Annotated in this window: 13 protein-coding genes and 8 pseudogenes; 9 read left to right on the forward strand and 12 right to left on the reverse strand. The window is 59.7% G+C overall.

Features of this window, described 5'->3' with window-relative positions; genetic code table 11:
* Positions 1-272: 272 nt before the first annotated feature.
* A pseudogene (locus EN859_RS20770) lies at positions 273-905 on the forward strand (TCP-1/cpn60 chaperonin family protein); the annotation flags it as partial.
* Positions 906-979: 74 nt separating this feature from the next.
* Here the strand turns inward: EN859_RS20770 and EN859_RS20775 are convergent.
* The 5 genes and pseudogenes from EN859_RS20775 to EN859_RS20795 all read right to left on the reverse strand — a co-directional run.
* The gene (locus EN859_RS20775) at positions 980-1,393 is read right to left on the reverse strand and encodes a CDP-alcohol phosphatidyltransferase family protein (protein WP_126038430.1); all 414 of its coding nucleotides are present in this window, start codon (positions 1,391-1,393) and stop codon (positions 980-982) included.
* A 25-nt stretch (positions 1,394-1,418) separates the two neighbouring features.
* Positions 1,419-2,144: pseudogene (locus tag EN859_RS40305) on the reverse strand (phosphocholine cytidylyltransferase family protein).
* 14 nt (positions 2,145-2,158) lie between these two features.
* Positions 2,159-2,659: a ProQ/FinO family protein gene (locus EN859_RS20785; protein ID WP_245464783.1), complete on the reverse strand. Its 501-nt coding sequence runs from the start codon at positions 2,657-2,659 to the stop codon at positions 2,159-2,161.
* 680 nt (positions 2,660-3,339) lie between these two features.
* The gene (locus EN859_RS20790; RefSeq protein WP_126038427.1) at positions 3,340-3,531 is read right to left on the reverse strand and encodes a hypothetical protein; all 192 of its coding nucleotides are present in this window, start codon (positions 3,529-3,531) and stop codon (positions 3,340-3,342) included.
* Positions 3,532-5,304: 1,773 nt separating this feature from the next.
* Positions 5,305-5,475, reverse strand: a pseudogene (locus EN859_RS20795) (Tn3 family transposase); the annotation flags it as partial.
* 134 nt (positions 5,476-5,609) lie between these two features.
* Between EN859_RS20795 and EN859_RS40520 the strand changes: the two are divergent.
* From EN859_RS40520 to EN859_RS20825, 7 genes and pseudogenes are all read left to right on the forward strand, one after another.
* Positions 5,610-5,745 (forward strand): annotated as a pseudogene (locus tag EN859_RS40520) (LLM class flavin-dependent oxidoreductase); the annotation flags it as partial.
* A 224-nt stretch (positions 5,746-5,969) separates the two neighbouring features.
* On the forward strand, positions 5,970-7,394 hold the full coding sequence (locus EN859_RS20800; RefSeq protein WP_245455141.1) for a trehalose-6-phosphate synthase: 1,425 nt from the start codon (positions 5,970-5,972) through the stop codon (positions 7,392-7,394).
* Positions 7,395-7,880: 486 nt separating this feature from the next.
* Positions 7,881-8,834, forward strand: a complete 954-nt coding sequence (locus tag EN859_RS20805; RefSeq protein ID WP_245455203.1) for a LysR family transcriptional regulator — start codon at positions 7,881-7,883, stop codon at positions 8,832-8,834.
* A 246-nt stretch (positions 8,835-9,080) separates the two neighbouring features.
* Positions 9,081-9,815, forward strand: a complete 735-nt coding sequence (locus tag EN859_RS20810) for an AraC family transcriptional regulator (RefSeq protein WP_126038421.1) — start codon at positions 9,081-9,083, stop codon at positions 9,813-9,815.
* Positions 9,816-9,822: 7 nt separating this feature from the next.
* Positions 9,823-10,065 carry a hypothetical protein gene (locus EN859_RS20815; RefSeq protein WP_126038418.1) on the forward strand — a complete coding sequence of 81 codons (243 nt, stop codon included), beginning with the start codon at positions 9,823-9,825 and terminating at the stop codon, positions 10,063-10,065.
* A 137-nt stretch (positions 10,066-10,202) separates the two neighbouring features.
* Positions 10,203-10,775 (forward strand): glutamate acetyltransferase, encoded by a 573-nt coding sequence (locus EN859_RS20820; RefSeq protein ID WP_126038415.1) that lies wholly within the window; start codon positions 10,203-10,205, stop codon positions 10,773-10,775.
* A 111-nt stretch (positions 10,776-10,886) separates the two neighbouring features.
* Entirely contained in the window at positions 10,887-11,585 is a 699-nt protein-coding gene (locus EN859_RS20825) for a glycoside hydrolase domain-containing protein (protein ID WP_126038412.1), read from the forward strand.
* 274 nt (positions 11,586-11,859) lie between these two features.
* Here EN859_RS20825 and EN859_RS20830 read toward each other — a convergent pair whose 3' ends face one another.
* Positions 11,860-13,254 carry an aminotransferase class III-fold pyridoxal phosphate-dependent enzyme gene (locus EN859_RS20830; RefSeq protein WP_126038409.1) on the reverse strand — a complete coding sequence of 465 codons (1,395 nt, stop codon included), beginning with the start codon at positions 13,252-13,254 and terminating at the stop codon, positions 11,860-11,862.
* A 423-nt stretch (positions 13,255-13,677) separates the two neighbouring features.
* Entirely contained in the window at positions 13,678-13,950 is a 273-nt protein-coding gene (locus tag EN859_RS38215; RefSeq protein ID WP_189350299.1) for a hypothetical protein, read from the reverse strand.
* Positions 13,951-14,593: 643 nt separating this feature from the next.
* Between EN859_RS38215 and EN859_RS38695 the strand changes: the two are divergent.
* Positions 14,594-15,331, forward strand: a pseudogene (locus EN859_RS38695) (zinc-binding dehydrogenase); the annotation flags it as partial.
* 53 nt (positions 15,332-15,384) lie between these two features.
* Here EN859_RS38695 and EN859_RS20850 read toward each other — a convergent pair.
* The 5 genes and pseudogenes from EN859_RS20850 to EN859_RS40530 all read right to left on the reverse strand — a co-directional run.
* A pseudogene (locus EN859_RS20850) lies at positions 15,385-15,893 on the reverse strand (methionine ABC transporter permease); the annotation flags it as partial.
* 371 nt (positions 15,894-16,264) lie between these two features.
* Positions 16,265-17,619: pseudogene (locus tag EN859_RS20855) on the reverse strand (Glu/Leu/Phe/Val dehydrogenase).
* 75 nt (positions 17,620-17,694) lie between these two features.
* Positions 17,695-18,579 carry a formyltetrahydrofolate deformylase gene (gene purU / locus EN859_RS20860; protein ID WP_126038403.1) on the reverse strand — a complete coding sequence of 295 codons (885 nt, stop codon included), beginning with the start codon at positions 18,577-18,579 and terminating at the stop codon, positions 17,695-17,697.
* A gap of 71 nt (positions 18,580-18,650) precedes the next feature.
* Positions 18,651-18,854: a hypothetical protein gene (locus EN859_RS40525; protein WP_348632936.1), complete on the reverse strand. Its 204-nt coding sequence runs from the start codon at positions 18,852-18,854 to the stop codon at positions 18,651-18,653.
* 70 nt (positions 18,855-18,924) lie between these two features.
* Positions 18,925-19,125, reverse strand: a pseudogene (locus tag EN859_RS40530) (bifunctional methylenetetrahydrofolate dehydrogenase/methenyltetrahydrofolate cyclohydrolase); the annotation flags it as partial.
* Positions 19,126-19,202: the final 77 nt, after the last annotated feature.

Genomic DNA, 19,202 nt, shown 5'->3' on the forward strand with positions numbered 1-19,202 from the left:
CAGCGCCAGCGCGACGCACGCAGGGTTTCTCATCTGCTGCGGGGTTCGCCAGGTGCACAGCAGACAGCGAGGCTGCTACGGCCGCAAAAAACCCGCGGCGGCGGCTCGATTCCGGGACCGATCCGCCATTTTTGGCAGGTGATCCGTGCAAGTGCGTGGCGTGGATCACCCCAGCTATCTCGTGGCCGCCCCATTGCCAACGTCCTCTTTTCAACCGGGGCGCGCGGCCATTGGGTCCAGGCCGGGACGCCTGAACAGATCGCCGACAAGACCGCGTCGCCCAGATCAAGCAGCAGATCGAGGAGACCACCTCGGACTACGACAAGGAGAAGCTGCAGGAACGTCTCGCCAAGCTGGCGGGCGGCGTTGCCGTCATCCGCGTCGGCGGTGCGACCGAAGTGGAAGTCAAGGAAAAGAAGGACCGCGTCGATGACGCCCTCAACGCGACCCGTGCGGCCGTCGAAGAAGGCATCGTTCCCGGCGGCGGCGTCGCACTGCTGCGCGCTTCGCTGAGCATCAAGGCTGTCGGCGCCAACTCCGACCAGACCGCTGGCATCGCCATCGTGCGTCGCGCGCTGCAGGCTCCGGCCCGTCAGATCGCGGCCAACGCCGGTGCGGAAGCATCGATCGTTGCCGGCAAGATCCTCGAGAACAAGGGTCCGACCTTCGGCTTCAATGCCCAGACCGGCGAATATGGCGACATGATCGCCATGGGTATCGTCGATCCGGTCAAGGTCGTGCGCACAGCTCTCCCGGACGCGGCCTCGGTCGCCGGCCTGCTGGTCACCACCGAAGCCATGATCGCGGAGGCTCCGAAGAAGGAGTCGGCTGGCGGCGGCATGCCTGCCGGCATGCCCGGCGGCGGCATGGGTGGCATGGGCGGTATGGGCGGTATGGATTTCTAAGGTCCGCGCATTTCGACAATTTGGAAAGGGCGGCAAGCAATGCCGCCCCTTCTTCGTGCCCATTCCGCCAGTTGTCAGTGACTCGCAAGCCGGGGTATATGCCCGCCAAGGTTGGTGCTTATGCTCAAGACGACGCGGACATAAGGGGCTGGACGAGAACCAGGGCGGCCATCAATGGAATGTCGTAGGACAGCGGCACGCACGAGAGATGCGCTATTCAGCTGCACGAGGATGATCGCGGAAAGGATGGCTCCGTAGATGGTGTAGCCGAACCCGTCGAGGCTCTTGCCCATTTTCGCCATGTCCGGCGAGCGGTTTCGGGTTCTCCTAGCGACTACCCCGTCCAGGTGATCCGCGAGGACGGCCCACAAAGCAGCGCCGACCGCCAGCTCGATCTGCCCCGCCAACGCAAAATAGGGAGCAATCGAGGAGCACAATAGCCCGACCGTGGTGATGGCATTGGCGGGATCAACGAGGTAGCGAAGCATTCTTTCACTCTCCCAAGCTTGGTCGTCAGCATGCGATTTCCCGTGCCGTCATGAACATTGCCTCGGCGAAACGAAGGTCCGCCTCGTTGTCAATCTCGTACCCTTTGAGCCCGTCGCACCGGGCGGCGGCGATCTGCAGCCCTTTCTGCCGTACGAGGTTCGACAGAAGCTCTTCGGGGAGGATTTGACGGCCCCGGCGTTGATGGTGTCATTGAGATGCGGAACGATCGTCCGGCGCAGACCTCCGGAAAAGCGGATCAGGTTCATCGTTTTGAAGAGAGGCGGCGAACCATCATTGAGGTTCGCTGCCGTCTGCTTCATCCTTACATCGGCGATGTAGCCGTTGTTCGTCAGGACGACGGCGGAACCTTCCATCGCCGGGCTGAACGGCGCGACGGCCGCGACATTGTCCGCGTCGCCCAGCGTCAGGCAGCGAAGCGCATCCGGCTCGAAAAACACGTCGCCTTCGAGCAGATAGATGTCCCCGGTCAAAAGCGCGTCGCGCGCTAGCCACAGCGATTATGCGCTACCCGTCCGGTCGAAGACGTCGGAATCGACATAGTCGATGCCGAGATCACCGAAGCGTCGGCCGCAGGAATATTGGATCCTCGAGGTTCTGCAAGGCGTTGTGAAGGATCGGCGTGCCGTTGACTTCGACCAGCGGCTTCGGCCGCACATCCGTGAGTGGACGCAGGCGCGAGCCAAACCCGGCGGCAAGGATCACCGCCTCTCTCGGAGCAATTGCAGTGATGGGTCTAAGCGCCTCTATTTTGGTTGTTGCGACGATGCCATCGGCTTTCGGAAGGACCGGCGACGTTTCGTCTCAATGACTATTCCGGTCCGGCTGTCGGCGGTATTCTTCGCCTTGTACACGGCGGTTCGCTTCGGTTTTGGTTTGGGTGGCGCTTGAGGCTCTGCCCTTGGCTCCGGCGTTTGCTTGGTCTCTTGCTTGTCCTTGCGGGTGCAAAGCAAAGCCCTGGCGGTCGCCGCGTCCGCATCCGAGACCACGCCGGCCGGCTTGCCATCGAGATCGACCCGTGCGGCGGCGGCATCCAGTCTCGCCAAGTATTTGGCCATCCTGGTATAGGCCAGCAGGGCTCTCCTCAATTCATCATCAGACAGTTCGCCGTCAAGCACCCGAATGTCATGATGGATGCCGATCTTGAGCGGCCTGGGCGCTTTTGGATTGAACGCCGCAGGCCACTTGGCCGATAGATAGCGGAAAAGCTGTGCCGGCGATTTGCCTCGGCTAGCGCTCAACATCATAAGCCTCGCCCGATTGTTTTCGTTTTCGAATCGGACCTTCCTAGCACTGAATATACGCAATGATTATGGAAAAATGGGCATTCGTCCCGCAGGGCAAAGCAGCAGGGCCTCCTCATTCGGGCAGACGAAGTGCCTTGTGGACCGAGCAGGATCGGCACCAATCACGCCGAGCCGTCCCCGATCGAGTTCATAGCAGTAGGGTCAGCGGTCTCTTGCCCCATATCTCCGCCAGCCCATTAGCCCTCGGCAGCGTATCTGAAACGCCGGTAGCGAAAAAGACTCGATGGCCCACCGCCAAGCGCCCCTTGACGAGTAGGACGCCGAAAGCGTCGCGGCACCCCTCACCCGTTCGGCCGTTCCGTCGTACCAGGTGAGCTTCTCGTAGCGCGAAAGCCGCTCACGCGACCGTTTCGCGATCTCGGCCGGATCGACGCCGTCCTGGGACAGGAAAGCAGGCGAATGGCTGGCTAAACGGTTCGCCGCAGCCCTGCGTCGGGCGCGGAGCAACTCCAGGCGGTGGCCATTCCGGAATAGCCTTCAGCCAAGGCAGCTCAATTCGAATGGTTGTGAGCGACGCGCTTCGGACCCCATTCGATTGCCCGACCCGGCTCATGCCTGGACGGGCAGTATTCTGAGGGTGTTTGCACACCGTGTTCATGGTTGCCACTATGGAGATCGCCTCAGAAGCGGCGCTTAATCGGAAATGCTAGCACCTCCGCGTTTTGGCGCGGCTGCTTGAACTCCTCGACGGCAACCGCCTCGATCAGCAAATCCAAGGCTTCGCGCCCCCTCCGGCTCATCGGGTCATCGCCTCGCAGGTAATGATACGCTCGATCTAAATGCACTCGCGCGGCGGAAAAATCGCTAGTCATATGACCCTCTTAGTTACCGCCCGCATTAGCCGTCTACGAGGTGAGGGTCGCGCAATCGTCAATATTCACAGGCGGATTTGATTTAAATCGCGGATGATCCGGGAAAAACCAAAACGCCGGCTCTTGTCGCCGAATAGAAGCTGAGGAATATCCCCGCAGTTAACGGCTCGTTAATCATGCGGGGCGTAGCCAAGAAAAGCATCACAGCACCTGCCCAATCACATGTGACCTTAAGACCCGGCACCCAGATTGTGCCGAGTCTTTTTGTGTCGTTAGGGTAGCCTGATCCATTGAGCGGGTCAGGAATAATGTCCCAGTACGGCGATCAGGAACCTTCTTAAGCCGGTCGCCGACTTCATAAAGGCGACGGGAGCTGCAACGACTTGACTAGGAATGCCCTCCGAGCTTGACGGTGTCGGCCCCGAACGCGCCTTGTTGGCCGTGTGCCAGTCCCTGACCGACAGCGGATTGCGACATGACAGCTTCTCCACAATCGGAGGTAACCGTGGCGAAGTGCCTGCGCGCTAAGCGCCAGGGAAGGCCGGTTAAAGAGCCGGCCCGCTTGCAGGAATCGAACTCATGGATGACTGAGGCCTCGGCATCCTCGATGCCCATTGCTTGGCAGGACGCCATTATGGCGTTTCTGCGTTCTGTCTTATCGCTGTGACATTTGCCGCACAGGATGACTTTAACGACACTCTTTCCCGCGTGAGGTGAGGCGATGCGAGCAGGGTAGAGTGACGCGCGGCAGGGAGGGCAGGAGGCGATGGCAAAGGCTGAACCTCGGTAAGACGGCGCAGACCGTCACGCTCTCTAAAAGAGACTGTTCTTCAAGAGAGTATCGTCATAATCGATTCGGCGTCGGAAGGCTCGGCCGCCTGAAGGAGGACGATGGCAATGATGCGGTCACGGGATGGATTGCATGATCCACCGGCACCTGCACGGATCACCTCGCAAAAGTGGCGGGCGGGACCTGGAATCGAGCCGACATTGCGAGATTTTCGCGGCCATGGCGGCTTCGCTGTCTGCTGTCCGCAGGGCGAAGCGCGCATCAGATGGGTCAGCGGCGGATGCACGCGAACCGCGGGGATGACGAACACGACCTTCGCTGGCTAGGACAGCGGCACCGCGAATCCGATGTTGGAGGCTCTACGCCGCTCGATCTGGCGGAGGCGGCGGTCGATGCGGCCGGCAGAACCCGCGCTACCGTGAGGCGCTGCCATCTCGATATAGGAGCTGTTGACTTGCAGAACACTGCACTATCTGCGAACGCATCGCGAGGTGCCCGACCCTGTGACCCGCTTCCGCGCGAGGCCGCGCTGGTCTTGACCAGGCGCAGTTCGACGCAGGGCGGCTAGCGCCGGCCGATGTCCTAATGTCGGGGCGCCAGCAAAGAAATGTCGCATAGCGGTGGGGACGGCTACAACGAGAGCGCCCGATCGGGCGTCAGCTGGTCGGGATTGCCAGCCCGATCGGGTGCCGTTCAGTCAGGCATCCCTCGGCTTAGACTAGAGAGCCGCCGCTCAGAACTAGATCGTTGGCCGGCGTCGGCCGCAGCGGGATCACGATACTCGCTCAGCATCGTGACGACATCAGCGCTACGATTCTTGTCACTCTCCGTCAGCCGCAGATCGACCTCGACGAATGCCCGCCCGACCTCCGGTCCGGGCGCCTCAGTGGGCGCTTGCTCAAGCCGGGTGGAACCAGGCGGCCTGCCGTGTTTGCGACCGCGTTTCACATAATCGTTGCTCTCAGCGCCATCAGGGACGACCGGGCCTGACATCGCCGGCGCAATGCCGGACTCGAATACCATTCGATCATGGAGAGCGACCGCTCGATGCGGCCGAGTTCCCGAAGAGCTTTGGCCAGTTGGCTTTCCTTCGGTGATGCCGAGAGCTTCTCCACGGTCGTCGAGGGCACAACCGCACCGGTGTTGATCGATGCCGCCCAGATGAAGGTCGATTTCCAGCTTGCGCAGGAAGGCAATCCGTTCGGTCAGCCCGACCAGGTTTGACGTACCAGGCGCATCCGGCGCCGATCGCAGCCAATGAAAGCGTGTCTGGCCAATGGTCGGGGTCGCGGCGTTGAATTTCGGCTTTGACCGATATCCAACCCACGCCGACCGTTTACAAGAGCTCGGGCGAATTCGTAGACGTGGTGACAAAGCTCTGGGACAGTTGGGAGGATGATGCGCTCATCGCGAACCCGGAGGCGCCGGTCTGCCAGACTATTGGTCGTAGGGAACCGGCCCACGCTCTCAGTTAAATCAGGAGAAACATGATCCAAAAACCGAAGCTTCGGGAGCTCAGTTCCTGCCCCGCTTAGTGCCTATTTGTGTGCGCTATTCTGCCATACGCCTAATGAGATTGTCCCTCCTGATGACCGTCCCTAACTTGGCTGTGATCCAAGCCAAAAGCTAGCAGGCAACGGGAGTGACCATGAAGAACATTATGAGTGTCGGTGGGGACGGTGGCGATGGTAGACTGGTCATCGTGTCAAACAGGGTTGCGCTGCCCGACGAGCACGGGTCACTGCCCCCGGGCGGAATGGCCATTGCGCTGAACGCAGCGCTCCAGCAACGGGGCGGCCTTTGGATGGGCTGGTCGGGGAAGGTGAAAACCGAGAAGAACCAGGTGTCACCGACGATGCAGGAGGCCAACGGCATCACCTATGCCCTTGCCGATCTCTCGCAGAAGGATCTGGACGAATATTACTACGGCTTCGCCAATAGGGTTCTTTGGCCGGTCTTCCACTGCCGTGTCGACCTCGCCGAATACAACGACGCGAGAAAGTCAGGATACTACCGCGTCAACCGACTCTTCGCAGAGTCTTTGATGCCGCTCCACCGCGAGGACGACGTCATATGGGTGCAGGATTATCACCTGATCCCTCTAGGGAAAGAACTACGCGAGCGCGGCTGCCGCAACCGGATCGGCTTTTTCCTGCACATACCCTGGCCGCCGGCGGACATCCTCGCCACCGTGCCGCTCTGCGAACAATTACTGGAAGCGCTTTCGTTCTATGACCTTGTCGGCTTTCAAACCGACGACGATCTTGACAACTTCGCCGAATGTCTACGCCGCCGAAACTTAGGGCGTCTTATGAAAGACCGTAGCTGCCTAGTCAAAGGGCGGGAGTTTCGCTGCGGGGTTTTTCCAATCGGTATCGACACGGCCAAGTTCGAGAGCCTCGCAGATCTAGCGACGCGCGACGGGGATCTGCAGGAAGTTTACAAGAGGACTGCTGGCTGTGACGTCGCCATTGGTGTCGACCGATTGGATTATTCCAAGGGCATCGATCAGCGCATCGTGGCGTTTCGGCATTTCCTTGATCGTAACAGCCATCGCGTCCGCAAGACGCTACTGCTGCAGATTACCCCGAAATCCCGCGGGGAAATACCGGCCTATCTGGCGCTGCAAAAGCACATTGCCGAACTGGTGGGAAGTGTAAATGGGGAACTCGGAACCATCGATTGGGTACCAGTACACTACACCAATCGTTCCCATGGCCCGCTGCAATTGGCCGGCCTCTACCGACTGGCACGCGTTGGTCTAGTGACGCCGCTCCGCGACGGCATGAATCTGGTGGCGAAGGAATACGTGGCTGCGCAAGACCCAAGCAATCCGGGCGTCCTCGTGCTCTCGCAATTTGCCGGCACCGCTGGCAAGTTGGAGGGAGCGGTGCTTGTCAATCCCTATGACCCAGAGGCTGTGGCGGCCTCCACGGAAAAGGCATTTCGCATGTCGCCAGAGGAACGGAAAGACCGTTGGAGCGCAATGAAGAACAGTCTCAACGGCCACGATGTCTATCGATGGTGCCACGGCTTTCTCGCCAAGCTCGAGGCGGCGGACTTGCCAGTATGAGGCTGATCGCGACCAAGTGAATCAGGGCAGCATTCCGGCCTCGCCGAGGCGTGGTTAATGTGCTGTGGTAACCCCGATGGCGATGACCGCAGGCCAACTACCCAGTTGGGTTGTAGCCGATTGTGCTGGCATGGGAGCGAAGAACTCGCTGCTGCGGCCACTCATCAAACTAGTTGAGCCGATCCGCAATAAGGGCTCTCGTCGCCGGATCCGTCGGTGTCGAGCATTCGACTGTCATCGCTTCGCTGATCGAGACCCCGTGTATTGAATATGTCGACCAACCCGGTTGGCGACATTGCTGATGTGCTAAGCAGCATCGACCTACACCGCACGCCAGATCTCAAGACGTTAGCTTGAGCACATTCCATATTAAAACAAGAGGAAAAAGACATGGGTGAGCTCTCTTGCAGTCGGCAGATTTCTTCAAACACGCGTGAGCGGCCACGACTGATTGTCGAGGGCGCTCGCGCCCCACGGCAACAGCAAATGCTGGCATCCATTGACCTGAATTTACTGTTGTCTCTTGAGGCGCTGCTGGAGCACCGCAACGTCACGCATGCGGCTCGGCACGTGCGCTTGAGCCAACCGTCGATGAGCCGAGCGTTGACAAGGCTGCGTGGCATTTTCAATGACGATCTTTTGGTTTGCGGCTCGAGCGGCTTGGTCCCGACGCCGCAGGCCGAACGGTTGGCCCGAATGCTGCCGCCGGTATTGGATGCGCTCTGCGGGATGGTGAACCGCCAGGGGGAATGGCGATCAAAGACGATAATGGCGATACCCGACCATCAAGCCCTGATCTTGCTGCCGCCTCTCCTACCCCTGCTGCGCGAGCACGCGCCCAATCTCGACATCGTCACCGGCTCGTTTCTAACCGGCGCGCTCCGGCGGCTTGAGCAAGGCGAGATCGATCTGGCCGTTGGGCAGACCGGTGGCACTCCACCGGGCTTCTTTCGGCGCAGGCTCTATACTGACCGCTTCGCCTGCCTGCTACGTTGCGACCACCCAGCCCTGGCGCAGGAATGGACGATCGAGGCCTTCGCTGCCCTGCGCCACGCTGCCATTGGCTCGGATTCTAAGGGCGGCTTCGGACGGGTGCATGACGATCTGGCAAATTTACACCTCCAAGATCGCGATCCGGTGCTGGTTTCCAACCTCCTGACGGCCGCTGTAGCCATCGCGGCGACCGATCTGGTGCTGATTGTACCACACCGCGTGGCGACACGGATCGCCGCCCTGCTCCCCCTAGCGATTGTCGATCCGCCGGTGGAACTGTCGCCTTACGAGGTTGGGCTGATTTGGCACGAGCGTTGCCATCGCGACCCAGAGCATCACTGGCTGCGCCACAAGATTGCCGCCGCAGCGGCGGCGGGAACAGAGCTGGCGCATCCATCGAAAATGAGAGGGCAAACGGCTGATGCTTCGCCAAGGGAAGAAGCGTGATGCGATCGAAGTCTGGCACTATCTTCAGGACCGAGCCAGTTCATTACCCCCTAGTCCATCGGGACGCGATGCTGGTTCCGCTGTCCCAACTCAGTGAAACCGACGCGCGCTGACTTCGAGCGAGCATCTGCTGTGAAGAAGGCATTCACACTTACAGCCAACTACACAAACCAAGACCCACCTTCTTCGACCGCCGTTCGGCCGCGTCAAGGCTTTCGCAGGCCATGTTCTCAGGGTGTTACCGAGGTGCATGCATCGATTCTGGCCGCGTATCTTGGCCCGGACCCTTTGGCAGGTAAGTGTTTGGCACAAATTGCGAGTTCTCGGATCTTCGGCAATCTGCCCAACGAAGTGCGGCAGATCGATATCCTTGAGCACCGTTTGTTGCGGCCGGGGCGCTGCGCGCAAATCGTCATCATCCATTCCCGCGAATGGGAGCAACATGGGTACGGTCATGCGAAGCTCTCTTCCGGACTGGTGCAACTAGCCCTGGTTTCCGAAGACAGGCTGGACCGAGAGGCGGTTTTCTCCGACGGGTATTCCGATTACCTGTTGTGGCCACTGATCGAGCAGGAAGTTGTGAGCAGACTAACCGCCTGCGTCGCTCAGATCGCGCGGCGTTCTGCACCGCTATTCTTCTCAGCCGACCCCTTCGTTCAGAAGGCGTGCGATCTGCTGGCACAGCGAGTCGATCAGCAGATCGCCCTCAGCGAACTGGCGCGCATAGCCGGGACCAACAAGACAACGCTCGTCAACCGCTTCGAGGCTGCCTTTGGCTGCGGGCCTATGACCTGGTTACGGCACTACCGGATGATGGAGGCTGCCGCCCGCTTGCGAAGCGGGCATGAAAGCGTGGCCGAGGTCGCTGAATCCTTAGGCTACGAAAACAGCAACAATTTCTCCACGGCGTTCAAGGCGATCCATGGGCTCTCGCCGCTGCGCTATCGCAAAATGGCGGCGCGCAGAGAAAGGTCTGCCTGACGCAAAGGTGGGGATCGGAAGAAACTGGTATACAGCCAGTGAAGACACGCAAAGATCACCTGATACTCAAGCGTTTACGCACTCCAGGCACTTTGCGGCTTTTACAGCAACGCTCAGAAAAGGCGGCGGCCCCGATTACAAAAACTTCCAGGAGATCGTGGATAAGAACGCCACCGAGCAGTTTATGAATGCCAAGAACTTCTTTAACGGCGGCTCGACCCCGCAACAAGACATCACGCCCCAGGTCTGATCCTAATGATTGGTCTCGAAAGCAGCAGCGCACCAACCGACGGTGTCAATTCGAAGAAACCTCGCCAGCGTCATAGATCAGGTCCGGCTGACAGCGGTGCCGACGAACTCCGGCCCCGCTTCTATAAGAAAGCAACTATGAACCCCATCGCAGAAACAACTGCGGGCCTCTTCCTGGTAATCGGCGCCCAGAGCAGCGGCCCCCTCGAAGCGGAGAGGATTTGCTCAGGCTTGATCCAGAAACTGTCCGAAGGCTCAATTCTGAACTTGGATCCTAGTATGTGGCAGAATGCCATGCAAATGGTGCCGAACCAGGTGGACGCCGCCACGGCTTCGAAGACCCTGAACCGCACGATGGCCGTTGCGGATTTGCCAAGTACCCTTGCGTCAATTTGCGCCGATGCTGCCGACGGCGACAAAGCAGGCGTCGATCTGGCGAAGCCCATCAGTGTCTATCTGAGCAGATACGGCGAACCGACTGCATTCAATTGCTTCATCCTGGATCAATCCGACTCCGCGAAAATCTATTTGTCTTTAACCTGCCTTGCCGTTTTCGATGGCGGGAGCCCTGGCATTTTCGCCGTCACCTCAACATTGCTGAAAGCGAGCCTGAATCTGTCAAGCAAGGATACGCAGTCCACTATCGCGCAGGTTTTCGGCCGCTTCGGCCCGCCGAGCGACTCACCTTATTACCTGCGCGTCTTGCCCTGATCCGTATGCCTGACTTTACGTTCAGCCAGAAGGAGCAGCACGCTCGTTGAGTATGTGAATACCGCACATTGTGGAGCGAAGTCGGTGGTGCGCTTTGTAGCGGGAAAGCCCATGCCCTATCATGAAGACTTCGCGAAGGCGGACGGATGGTCCGCAGCGGATGTCAGCGTCCGTCTCAACAATGCGGCAGCCCGGAAATTTCTCACTTTCTTGCGAAGATCGGGGGTGACCACGGTCATTAGGTATTACGCGAGTTCCGCGAGGCCAAAAACCATCACACCAGTGGAGGCCAAACTACTATTTGGGCACGGTTTCGGAATTCTACCGATTTTCCAGGACAGCAGCCGCCATATTTCCAATTTCTCGAGCTCGATCGGTACTGCAAATGCAAAGAGTGCTATGGGGTTCGCAAAGCGCGTCGGCCAGCCGAAAGATAGAGGCAGTACGATTTTTTTCGCCGTCGATTTGGACTATCCGGCTACGCAGATCGACGGCCCCATCCTCGCCTACTTCCACGCGATTAAACAGGAGATCAACGGCACTTTCGTAATCGGCGCGTATGGTAGCGGTGCCGTGCTCTCAAAATTATTGGCGGAGGGACTGATCACGGTTCCATGGATATCTATGTCGCCACTGTTTCTTGGAACCGAGCAGTTCTTTTATTCCAACCGATGGTCGATGCGGCAGGTACCCCCAGAGGTTGCCCATGGCTCCTCTGGGGTGGGCTATGATCGCAATATCGTTCGGGTTCCTCGGAGGGAGATCGGGGCCTTCCAAGTTGATGAGTCGGGCGAAGGCTCGCGGGCCTAGATGGCGAGGGACGCCGGCTCGTAGACGCGGCAAGCTGAAAAAGTTGTCGAATTTTATGTTCGTAGAGGTCTCCGAAGTCAACTGCCGGACCGGTGTCGTGTCTTTTCCTCGAACCGGCGAGCGTAAAGCAGATGGTCCGCGAAGTTGCTTCGGGACCAACGACATCGCCGGCTATTTGCTTGGGTGTTCATTCATTTCCCCTCGGACCTCGTCCCATGTCGGCGAGGATGCCGAGCGAGCGCTGCGGCGACTGCGTTTTCCACCGCTTGTTCCATTAGTCCCACGGAGATTGCTTCCAAACTTCATGGACGGCATCCACGAGCGCTGCGGCTAAATCTTGGATATCGGTCTCGCTCATCGGGGTCGACAGCGCGCCAGAGCAATTCGGCGTCATCAGAAAACCCCGTTCCAGCATTGCACGGTGCACCTTTGCCAGCGCAGCCTTCTGCAAGACGCTTGGGAACGAGGTCCGGTAGTTTCGGACAACTTCAGCCTTCAGGTGGAGCCGAAAGAGGGAGCTCATGCCGGTAACTTGCGCGGGGAGTTCGCGCCTTCTGAGTTGCTCGGTGTCTTCACTGCGAAGCGTGTCGCCCATCTGGTTAAGGCGGGCCACGGCATCCTTCGTGTATGATTGCAGTGCCGCCAGCCCAGCTGTCATGCTGAGCGGGTTGGCGCTGAACGTGCCGCCGTGGGAGACGGCTGGTTTACCCTTGGTGTGATCGAAGACCGCCATGTGCGACGCAGGCCCCGCTACGGCCGCAACGGGCAAACCTCCGCCGATGATCTTGCCCAAAGCGACCAGATCAGGCTCAAAGCCGAAGACGTCATGGGCTCCGCGGAAACCGACGCGGTATGAAACGACCTCGTCAACCACAAGCAGGATACCGTAGCGGTTACAGCAATCCTGGATCACATCCCGCAAATCCACCTCTATCGGAACCATGCCCACGCGGGAAGCAACTGGATCGAGAAGAATCGCGGCGAGACGCTCATGGTGTTTACGGATGAGCTCTCTGCACGACTTGGGCTCGTTGTAAGGAAGGACAAGGACATCCGCGGCGGTGGAGGCGGAAGTTCCACTGGCATAGAGCACACTGCTAGGCGACGAATCGCCCCAGTTATTTGGTGCAGAATCAAGGCTCACTTCCACATAATCATAGGCGCCGTGATATGCGCCCTCGAACTTGGCATTCATCGGGCGCCCTGCAATAGCGCGAGCGGCCTTGACAGCGAACATAACAGCCTCGGTGCCGGAGCTCGTAAAGCGGACTTGCTGAAGCTTCGGCGAATGCGTCGTGATTGCTTCCGCAAGCCTGGTCTCGCTGGTGGTCAGAAGCCCGAATGCGGTGCCGTCGTCCAGGACCTTGTGCAGCGCCTCGATCACCGGCGGAATGGCATGGCCGTGAACGAGCGAGAAGAAATTGTTTTCGCAGTCGAAGACCTTCCTGCCGTCCGCGTCGGTGATCCAGCAACCCGCACTGACACAGCATAGGGCGGGTGTGGAGCGAAGAAAGGCGCAGCACGCATGCTTCCGCCTGGCGTGATCTTTAGCGACCGTTGAAACTCGTCGCGAGATCTCGGTCCAACGACCTCTCCCCGGTTGTGGCCTAGTCTTGAAATGCGCTGCATGTCCGAATTCCTTGACTTTGTGGAGATGGCGAGGCGCTATGAAGCCGCAATTCCGTTGTTGGCGTCGGCTCTTATAATTTGAGGAAGCGTGAGATGCTCAATGGATTAACTAAGCCTTTGTCATGGCGGCTTGCCCGATCGTTGTGATTGCGTGGTGGGGGTGGACGGCGCGCTTCATATGGATGGCTATACCATCAACACGGATCGGGATGCTTCCCAAGTCAGCTCCTGCAACAAAGAAGGCCAACGAGACGGCGTTTAATGAGTCTATGTTGTTAGCATTGGCACCGGTTTGGAGTTGCTAAGAGTCTATGAATTTCTTTGAAGGATCTATTACACCGCCTGCCGCCGACGGCTCGACCGCGAACTCTTCGCAGACCAGCTGCCCTGTTGCGCCGCTTTCGGTCGCGTGGCTCAGGGGCTTCGCCGCCCCGCCGGGAATGTCATCAGCCGCTTCACGCCTTCATCCGCGAGCCGAGCGGGCAACAACGCGTTCGATGACCTGGAGGTGGGACAAGATGATCCGTGAGGGGAACACCACGCCGGCCTGGCTGGCCAATGACTTCAATGCCAACCGTCGGCATAGAGGGTCCGGTAAGCTTGGCGCCATTGTCAGCGGCGAAGCCTCGGCGAGCACCTCGATTTCGTCGAGGAAGGCCGCGATAGCCCGCTTCACCCGAGTGGGACGCAGGGCAGTGGCGTTGCGGACAAAAAAGCCCGCGGCCGCGCCCGTCATCCCGTTCTGCCAAGCGAAATGTCGTCGAGGTCCTCTTCGATAACCCCAGCCGCGTATAGCTGATCGAGCAGGTCGGCGACGGCAACGACGCTCGCTCCATCCGTGACCCCCATAATCAGCTCCGAGGCTGTAGTTCCCGCTCGCGATTAGATCGGAACCACCCCGTCGAGCACTCGATGCTCAATGTTGCGTGAGTGGAGATGGAAGTGTCGCTTTGCAGTTAATTATGAGAATCGCTTGTCAATGATTTCAGTTGTTTAGCTGTGCACTTAATTTGAGAACGTGCACCTAATTTGATAATCATACCCGGCCATTGGCATTTAATGTGAGAAGCAGCGTCGGCAACGCAACGGGATCGAATTTCCCGAAGACGGTATATAAAATTCAAAGAATTCATGACCTTCACGCTGATGCGATTGCAGTTAAATTAAGAACCGAGCTACCCCATTCTCGCAATTAACTGCCAAACCCAACCGAAACGACCGCATTCTCACCATTAACTGCCAAGCGACAATCCTCTTGTCGGCCATCTACTCCTCCCAGATTGGATGCCGGCGCTGAATGGCGGTGCACCTCCTCCCGCGCTGCTTTTTCTTTGTATGAGCGGCAATTTGGCCCTTGGCCGACGTATTGGCTTCCTAGTCTAGTGCTGTCACATTGGGGCTGGCAGAGCCATGCGCTTTCGGATGCGCAGGTCTTCGCAAGCTCAACCCCGGCGCCGCGCCCCTCACAACAGCTTGGCGTGCTCGGCATGCCGGGTTTCACCGCCTATGCGGGGCTGCTCACTATTGGCAAGCCGAGGGCGGGCGAAACCGTCGTCGTGGCGGCCGCTTCAGGCCCGGTAGCTCAGCCGTCGGCCAGATAGCCAGGATAAAGGGGCGCGTGCGGTCGGCATCGCCGGCGGGCCTGCAAAATGCGCCTTCGTGCGCGAGGATCTCGGCTTCGACGTCGCTATCGACCATCACGCAACGGGTTTCGCGCAGCAGCTGGCGGAACGCGTGCCCAGACGGGATCGACGTTTATTTCGAGAATGTCGGTGGGCACGTTTGGGATGCGGTCTTTCCGCTGCTGAACGAGTTCGCGCGCGTTCCCGTGTGCGGCCTGATCTCGCAATACAACGCCGTGGAGCATCCTGGTCCCAACCAGCTTCCGGTGATCATGCGGGCCGTCCTGTCGCGCAGCCTCACCAGCCGCGGCTTCATCCAGCGTGAGTTTGCCGATCAGCGGTCGACCTACTATCACGAGATGGCGGAATTGATAGCCACCGGCGAGGTCCGCTACCGCGAGGATATCATCGTGGGGCTCGAGAATGCGCCGAAGGCGTTCATGGGCCTCCTGGAAGGACGCAAATTTCGGCAAACTCATCGTGCGGCTCGAGTGAGCGGCAGCGGGGCGCCGGGCCAGCCGTCAGCCCGAGGCGCGATCTCAGCTGGATCATACCCGGTGGTCGAGCCGAGCGACGAGCCTGTCGCCTATCCACTGGATGCCGCAGACGAGGATGATCAGCACGATCACCACCGCGACCATAACGGCGGTCTCGAAGCGCTGGTACCCGTAGCGGATGGCGAGATCGCCCAGCCCGCCGGCGCCGATCGCGCCCGCCATGGCCGAAGCCCCACAAGCGTCACCAGCGTCACGGTGAAGCCCGCCAAGATGCCAGGTAGCGCTTCAGGCACCAACACCTCGCGCACGATCGTCCATCGGTTGCCGCCCATGGCGCGGGCCGCCTCGATCAGCCCGCGATCCACTTCGCGCAGTGAGACCTCCGCGATGCGCGCGTAGTAGGGGGTCGCCGCGATCGATAGTGGGACGATCGCCGCCCAGGTGCCAATCGAAGTGCCAACAACCAGGCGCGTCACCGGGATGAGTGCGACGAGCAGGATAATAAAGGGAACCGACCGGAAGCCGTTGATCACGGCGCCGACGACGCGATTCACCCAAAGTCAAACCCCTCAATCCCCAACCCGCTGCAAATGCCCCCATCCAGCGCTTGGAAATGGCGCCCTGCCCGGTAGGGAGGACACCGGCAGGGCGAGCCGCGCACAGGTCTCGGTCTCGTGACGACGGGACAGCGGCGGCAGTCTATCGCTTCGGCAGGGCCGATTTCGGCAACTCGCGCCCAATAGGGGGGCCAGCCGGGTGTTACAGAGTAGACGCCGATAGCCGGTTGCCGCCGCCGCGGACGCTTCGGGCTGCGCCAGCCGATACGGAAAGCATAGGCGGTCGCCTGTTGGAACTGAGTAAATGCTTCTCAATGGATGGCCAACTTCCGTCATCGCTCCCTACGCCTTCCTGCTGTTCTCAAACTGGGAACTCAAATGCCAATGGCCTCATATGCGTCAGCAACCTTCCGGATGGATGCGACATATGCCGCCGTCCTGTAGTCACACAGTTCCGGATGTTCCTCCAGGAGGCTGGCGATACGTGTCCAAGTGCTGCGCATCACATCCTCGAGGCCGGAGCGAACCAGATCAATCTCGGCTCCCCCTTCAAGAAATTCATCGCGCATGTCGTCGGGGAACGGCTTGCCCGTCATCCGCTCGAGCGCCCTGGCGATTGTCTGGTTGCGCCGCTCCCGCCGCCGTCTTTCCATCAAGCCGAACGGGATGTGGGTCAGGTTCTTCACCCATTCGAAATGGCTGACCACTACGCCTCCTGCGTTGACATAGAGGTCCGGGAGGATCGTCACACCTCGGGAGCGCAGCATCTGGTCGGCCTCGAAGGTGACCGGGCCATTGGCGGCCTCTACAAGGAGATAGGCTTTGATGCGCTCGGCATTGTCGATGTGGATCGAGTTTTCCATCGCCGCCGGGATCAGAATGTCGCAAGGCTGTTCCGGACCTGTCGTGTCGCCGGCGAACGACTTGGCCCCGGCAAAGCTGATAATGCTGCCGGTACGCAACTGATGCTGCTTCAGCGCCTCTATCGCGAGGCCTTCGGGATTGGCGACATATCCGTCGCGTTCGGTAACGACCGGATCCGCGCGCCATCCTCCTGGGAGAGAAACTTTGCGGCGTGGTAACCCACATTGCCGAACCCCTGCGCGATCACAGACGTTCCCTTGAGGTCGCGCCGTCCCGCAATTCCCGGCGTGCGGGGATCACGCAGATAGCTCTGGATGGCGAACTGCACGCCTCGGCCTGTCGCCTCCGTTCGTCCTGCGATGCCGCCTTTTGAGAGCGGCTTTCCCGTCACGCACGCGCGTGCGTTGATCACATCGGTAGGATTGGCACGACGGAACTCATCTACCATCCAGGCCATCTCCCGCTCACTCGTGCCCACGTCCGGAGCCGGCACGTTTAGCCCTGGGGCCGATCAGGCCGCGCTTGGTGAGTTCCTGGGGAAGCGCCGGGTAATGCGCTCGAGCTCCTGCGGTGTCCATTCACGCGGGTCGATCCTGAGCGCGCCTTTCGAACCTCCAAAGGGGACATCGACCAGCGCGCATTTAAGCGTCATCAGTGCCGCCAGCGCCTCCACCTCTTCGGCAGCAGCGTCAGGTGCAAAGCGGATGCCGCCTTTTACCGGCTCGCAATGCTCGCTGTGCACCGATCGCTAGCCGGCGAAGCTATACATGCGTCCTCGCAGCCTTACCCCAAAGCGCACCGTATATGTCTAATTGCACTGGATGATCCGCTCGGCCAATCCCTCGGGTAGATCGAGAAACGACATAGCGTGTCTGAAGTTGAGATCGACGTTTTGGAGAAAGCTCAAAGCTGTGTTCGGGACTGAGGTGCACATGGCTCATCAACCCATCCGTTCCGAAGCGAGCGAGCCTGGCGAAGCGGGGAAGACCACCGTCTTGTTTCCATTGAGGAAGACACGCCGGTGGATATGGGCGTGGATGGCGCGTGCGAGGACCTGGCTTTCGACGTCGCGCCCGAGCGAGACGTAGTCTGACGGGCTCTGGGCGTGCGTGACGCGCACGATGTCCTGCTCAATGATCGGCCCCTCGTCGAGATCGGCGGTGACATAGTGCGAGGTCGCGCCGATGAGTTTCACGCCGCGCTCGAAAGCCTGCTTATAGGGGTTCGCCCCCTTGAAGGAGGGCAGGAAAGAGTGGTGGATGTTGATGATGCGGCCGGACATCTTTTCGCACATCTCATCCGAGAGCACCTGCATGTAGCGGGCAAGCGCGATCAGCTCCGCGCCGGTCTCCTCGACAATTCGCATCTGCTGCGCTTCGGCTTCGCGCCTGTTCTCCTTCGTCACTTTGACGTAGTGGAACGGGATGTCGTGGTTCACGACGAGCTTCTGACAGTCCAGATGGTTCGAGATCACCGCAACGATGTCGAAGGGTAGCGCCCCGATGCGCCAGCGATATAGGATGTCGTTGAGACAATGGCCGAAGCGCGAAACCATGATGATCACCTTCATCCTGTGGCTCTCGTCGTGGAAGGCAAAATCCATTCCGAACGCTTGGGCGGTGTCGGCAAAACCGCTGCGCAGCGCATCAAGGCCAACGCCATCTTCCGAGACGAAGCTCACGCGCATGAAGAAATTGCCGGTCTGCGCATCGTCGAATTGCGAACTGTCGGTGATGTTGCAGCCGTTCTCGGCGAGGTAACCTGCGATGGCGGCCACGATCCCGCGTTTCGACTTGCAGGTGACGGTCAGGCAGTATTTTTCCATATCGATTTTCTCGGGGTGTGCAGAACAGATTCGTTCGGCGTTTCAGGTAGGCTGCCGGACATGAACAAGGCTCATACGGCCAGCCCCTCGGGCGCTTGTAGCCCGTGGGCACGGCAGCAGGCAGTGACCGTGTTAGCGAGCAGACTGGCGATGGTCATGGGACCGACACCTCCCGGCACTGGCGTTATGGTGCCCGCAATCTCGGCCGCGCTGCTGAAATCCACGTCGCCTACCAAGTGTTGCTTGCCGTCCTGTGCGATCCGATTGATGCCCACATCGATTACCGTCGCGCCTGACCCAGTCGCCGGGGATCATCTCGGGGCGGCCGACGGCAGCGACAAGGATGTCGGCGCGGCGGCAGATTGAGGCCAGATCGCGTGTACGCGAATGAGCGATGGTTACAGTGCAGTTGTCGCCGAGCAGAAGTTGCGCCATCGGTTTTCCGACGATGTTCGAGCGCCCCACGACCACCGCTTCGAGCCCGGACAGATCGCCTAGATGGCCGCGCAGCATCATCAGACATCCCAACGGGGTACACGGGACCATCGCGTTTTGTCCCGTGCCCAGAAGCCCGACATTCGTGACGTGAAACCCATCGACATCCTTTGCCGGATCGATCGCAT

It is taken from the genome of Mesorhizobium sp. M00.F.Ca.ET.216.01.1.1, from assembly GCF_004010325.2.
Taxonomy (GTDB): domain Bacteria; phylum Pseudomonadota; class Alphaproteobacteria; order Rhizobiales; family Rhizobiaceae; genus Mesorhizobium.